Origin of the sequence: uncultured Thiodictyon sp. (assembly GCF_903828115.1) — a bacterium.
Classification (GTDB): domain Bacteria; phylum Pseudomonadota; class Gammaproteobacteria; order Chromatiales; family Chromatiaceae; genus Thiodictyon.
Genome location: NZ_CAIKKU010000578.1, coordinates 1 through 4670, shown reverse-complemented (window position 1 = coordinate 4670; position 4670 = coordinate 1). Strand labels below are relative to the sequence as shown.

The 4670-nt window shown below is 64.9% G+C and carries 2 protein-coding genes; one reads left to right on the top strand and one right to left on the bottom strand.

Annotation, left to right across the window (positions count from 1 at the left end; genetic code table 11):
- The first annotated feature begins 637 nt into the window (after positions 1 to 637).
- Positions 638 to 1462 carry a hypothetical protein gene (locus tag QZY48_RS21885; RefSeq protein WP_295435128.1) on the top strand — a complete coding sequence of 275 codons (825 nt, stop codon included), beginning with the start codon at positions 638 to 640 and terminating at the stop codon, positions 1460 to 1462.
- Positions 1463 to 2402: 940 nt separating this feature from the next.
- On the opposite strand, the gene QZY48_RS21880 is transcribed toward QZY48_RS21885, so the two are convergent.
- Positions 2403 to 3980, bottom strand: a complete 1578-nt coding sequence (locus QZY48_RS21880) for an SUMF1/EgtB/PvdO family nonheme iron enzyme (RefSeq protein WP_295435127.1) — start codon at positions 3978 to 3980, stop codon at positions 2403 to 2405.
- Positions 3981 to 4670 lie beyond the last annotated feature (690 nt).

Below are 4670 nucleotides of genomic sequence, written 5' to 3'. Positions count from 1 at the left end.
AGTTCTGGGGGCTATCGAATCAACGGCTTGATTCCCTATCGACGGCACTGCACCGCCCATACACACCCGCCGGTCCGTACACGCAGACCCCTTATTGATAGGGTGCGCCTATGGAACGGATGGTGCTAAATGCAATGCGCGAGCCCGATGATGGCCGACTGGGTTCCGGCGCTGTGTATGGCTGTCGTTGGCCGCCGGTGAAGGTGGCCGCCCCCATGCTCGGTACGCCCCCAGGGCCATGCACGCGCCCGCCAGGGCGGCCGGGAGCGGGACCCCGGGCAACTTCAAGGGCGGCACCGTCGGCGCCGTGCTGAATAGGGAGCGCCGCCGGGCGGTTGCATCCTGATCGCCACCGGCCCCGCTGGCAGCGTTCGAGGTCTTGCCATGCACCGGGCGGCCCTGGTGAAGCCGTGGCGCGCCCGTGGCGGTGCGTTCCTCAAGCCCGATGCTTGCGACAGTTCCGGCGCTCGACGGCCGGCGCAACCTCCCAGGGCACGCGCCCCGGATCGAGGGGCCCCAACTCGTCCGACCCGCTCCACCCGGCCGCCTCTCCACCTGCGCGAGCGGCTAAAGGTCCTGACAGTCCCTCCGAACTCAGGCATCATCGGCGCTACCGCCCTCCCTTAAGGAGTCCCCGATGTCCACGCCGCACGATATTTTCCATTTTGAAGACGGCCGGCTGTCGTTTGACGATCTCGCCTGCGAGAACGGCTTCCGATACTGGTGGGCTAGTGCGCTTATGGAGGCACTGGGTTACGAGTCGCGCACGGCGTTTTGGAACGCTATCAACCGGGCAATTTCCGCGTGTGTGGCGCTGAATATTGATGTCATGGGGAATTTTGTGCAGTCCCCGCGTGACATCGACGGCAAGGCCGCACCCGATTACCGGCTTTCACGGTTTGCGTGCTACCTGGTCGCGATGAATGCAGACCCGCGGAAGGAACAGGTCGCGCTGGCGCAGGCGTACTTCGCGACGCTCGCAGTGGCCTTCCAACGCTACGTCGAAGAGGCGCAGGATGTAGAGCGGGTGTTAATCCGTGAGGATGTGAGCGACCGCGAGAAGTTGCTGCACGGGGCGGCGAAGCAGGCTGGAGTCGAGAACTACGCGTTTTTCCAGGTAGCTGGCTATCGAGGCATGTACAACATGAGCCTGGCGAAACTACGGGACCTCAAGAACGTACCAAGTCACCGCTCGCCGCTGGATTTCATGGGCAAGACGGAGCTTGCGGCGAACCTTTTCCGGATTACGCAGACCGAGGAAAAGCTGAAGCTGGACGGAGTGCAAGGCCAGGCGTCGGCAGAATACACGGCGGAGACGGTTGGGAAAAAGGTGCGCGAGACGATGATCGAGATTTCCGGGACGCCGCCCGAGCGACTGCTGGCGGCGGAAGACATCAAGGAGGTCAAGAAAGCCCTGAAATCGACGCACCGGGATTTCAAGAAACTCGACAAGAAGAAATAGCCCGCGTAGGGCGGAACTCCGCAGAAGGTTCCGCCGACCGGCTGGCGGATCGCACTATCGGGCATCCGCCCTTCGGACTTCGAGCGCCCGGCTCGCCGAGATTGTCGCCGAGCCCGAGCGCTTGAGGTCCTAGCGATTGCCGGACCGCCTGCACCTGGCCCCCGAGCCCTGGTACCGGGGACCACGACCGCGAATGACCCATCCAGGGTGCTGCCACCCTGGCGTGCGGTTGGGGTCGAGGTCCGGGCAAAACGGCCGACGCCACCCGGTCACGCTCGCCAGGGCCAGCCCAAGGCACGCGCCCCAGATCGGCGGCACCAGTTGCGCCGGTTGGTTCGGTATCCGGTAGGGAGCCACGGCGAGCCTCCCCAGCCGAACCTGCCAGGGTGCGCGCCTGCATCTGGAACAGGCAGGGGGCAAGCTCAAGGGTGCCCGTCGGCACCGTGGCGGGTCACTACCCGGCGGTCTTGCTGACGGGAACGAAGAACCCCGCGGACTGGTAGACACATCGGCGTGTGGGGGCATCGCCGCCCTACCGTTGCGGGGCTCAACTAAATTAGCCCGCCCCGTCGAATCCGCCGGCCAACCCCAGCGGATGCGGCCCCAGGGCTATGCACGCGACCGCCAGGGCGCACCGTCGGCCCGTGGTGGAAGGGGAGCGCGACACCCAGGGCGGTAACCTCGCAGGATCGAGCGGCACAAGGCCCTGACGATTGCCCGCGAGACGGGGCCGGATGCTCGCTCCGCGCCTGGCGGGCGAGTCCCGGTCAGTGTATGCGCACCCGGCAACCTGAATGTCTGAGCATCGGCGCCGTGGTCTAGCTTCCAGGTCCCGGGCGGGTCCAGCGCGCGGCACGTGGTCCCGGGGTTCGCTCAGGGCGCAGCGGCCGGCTTCAGGGTGATTCGGTCCGACAGTGGCATCACATGGTAAGCGCAAGCGCTAGAGGTCTTGGGCGAGCCTCAAACCGATATGCGCGCCTCGGGAGGTCGGCTCCAAGAAATCGCGTCCCGACACTCGCACTTGCTTTGGGCTGTGAGCTAGAGACCCGCCACGCAGCACGCGGAGAACTATTGGAGCGAATGCGATGCGTGGCGGTTGCACGGCTGACTGCTTGTCTTGGTCTACGATCTCTAAAGGTCCTGCGCGCCTTTGGTAATCCCTACGTATCGCATCTTCCTGAGTCAACTTCTTAGTCAACGCGCACTTGTCTCGCCACTCCGAGCCGTCCGCGGGCGCGCCGCTATAGCCTGAATGCCAACAGTCCTGCACCCACTCCCATACGTTACCCGTGGTGTCGTAGAGTCCGAAGCGGTTGGGTTTGAACGAGCCAACAGGGGCAGTCTCCTTGCCATCCCAGCGGCTGCCGCAGCCCATGCAGTTGGCACTGCCCTTCCCGATGGCGTCGCCCCACCAATACAGGGTCTGGGTAAATCCGCGAGCGGCGTATTCCCATTCGGCCTCGGTCGGCAAGCGGTATGGCTTATTGGGGGCGGCCTTGGTGTTCAGGGTCGCGAGAAATGCCTGGGCGTCATCCCACGAGACCTGTTCCACGGGCCGGTCGTCTCCTTTGAAGCGGGCGGGATTCTCACCCATCACCGTCTGCCATTGTGCCTGAGTCACCTCGTATCTGCCCATGCGGAAGGGGCGGATCGAGACCCGATGGGCCGGTTTCTCCTCGTCGTGGCAGGTGCCGTCCCCAGGGGCGCAGCCCATTAGAAAACTCCCGCCAGGCAACTCGACCATATCAGGCTTAAAGGGGAGGAGTATTCTCGGTTTCGCACTCGCGGGAGTCGATGAAGCTGGTGGCTCCGACGCCATGGCCGGCGCCTTCCCGGCCGCCTCCCGCTGCTGGACGTCCCGAAGGCGCTGACCCGAGGTGTAGACCGGCACCGCCGCGACCACCCGGAAGCCGGTGTCGCTGGTCTTATTGAGCAAGGGTACCTCATGGCACAAGGTCACAGCGATCTCCGCAGGCTCGGAGTAGAAGCTGCCCCCACACGCCACATAGCCGCCGATCTCGCCAGGCGCCCCATCAACCCGGTAGAGGTCGAGCATGATCTCCTCGACGTTGCCGAGCGTGTCGTGCAGTCCCAGCGGGTTGGCGCGTAGGCCGCCAATTGGCGCTGCCTCGCTTCCACCCTGGCGCTTAGCGATTACGCTCCGATCCAAGCCATTCGGCATGGGGTAGGCACGCCCGGCAAATTCGGTGGCACCGACCAAGAGGCCGCCGCGCGACGCGAAAGACCACTCGTCCTTACTAGGCAACCGCACCGTGGCGCCAACCCCATCGACCCTGGGCAAACAGGGCGTAAGACCCGTCGTGCAGGCCGGCAGCTTGTCTTTCTGCTCGTCCAACCACTGGGACAGGTCGGCGGTGAAGCCCTCTGCGTCGTGGCGGTTGACCTCCGCTTGGGGCAGAGCGGACCGGTCATCGCGATTTGGACATGCTAGGCCGCGGGTCATCGCCTGGACGGATTGATATTGCAGCCGAGTTACTTCGTACTTGCCGATCAGCATATGTCCGGTGCCCTCCCCGAATGGATCGAACCGGCCTGTCACTCCGTAGAGTCGCTGAAGCTCCGGGGGCAGTCCCGCCACGCCCTTCGGCGGCTTCCCCGTCGCCACCGGGCGGAAGGCCATCGCACCGCCGCAGGGGAGCGGGAGGATCAGGTCATCTGGCAGAGGGGCGGGGTTGTACTGCGCGGGCTGCCAGGCGACGACAGACACCGGCGCGGCCGGCAGGGGCGGCGCAGGGAGCAACAGACAGATCGCCAGCTTCCCCAATCGAAACCAAGGGCAGCGAGCAGAGATTCTCCCGACGAGCGCACGCAAGATGGCCACCCCCCCAAATGATTGGATTTCACGATACGGTATCTGAGGAGGCAGGTAAATGACCCGGCTCCAGGCGAAGGGCTAGCCCGAAGGGCGCACCCGCGGACTGCGGGTGGAGAACCGCAAGGCCTCGACCGTCGGAGGCCCTGGTGCCGATCCTGCCGCGGCGGGTTTGAGGTAGAGCCGGGGCACCTCCCAGGCCGCGGCCGAAGCGCGGGCCGCCGGATTCCCGAACACGGTGTTTAGTGACAATTATCTTGACCGGTCAGTGACAACTATCTTGGCCGGTCAGAGGTAAGCTGCCGGACATTTTTTTGCCGCGGGAAGGCGCGCAGATGTCGGGTAAACGCATCACTAGACAGCAGGTTGGGTTGT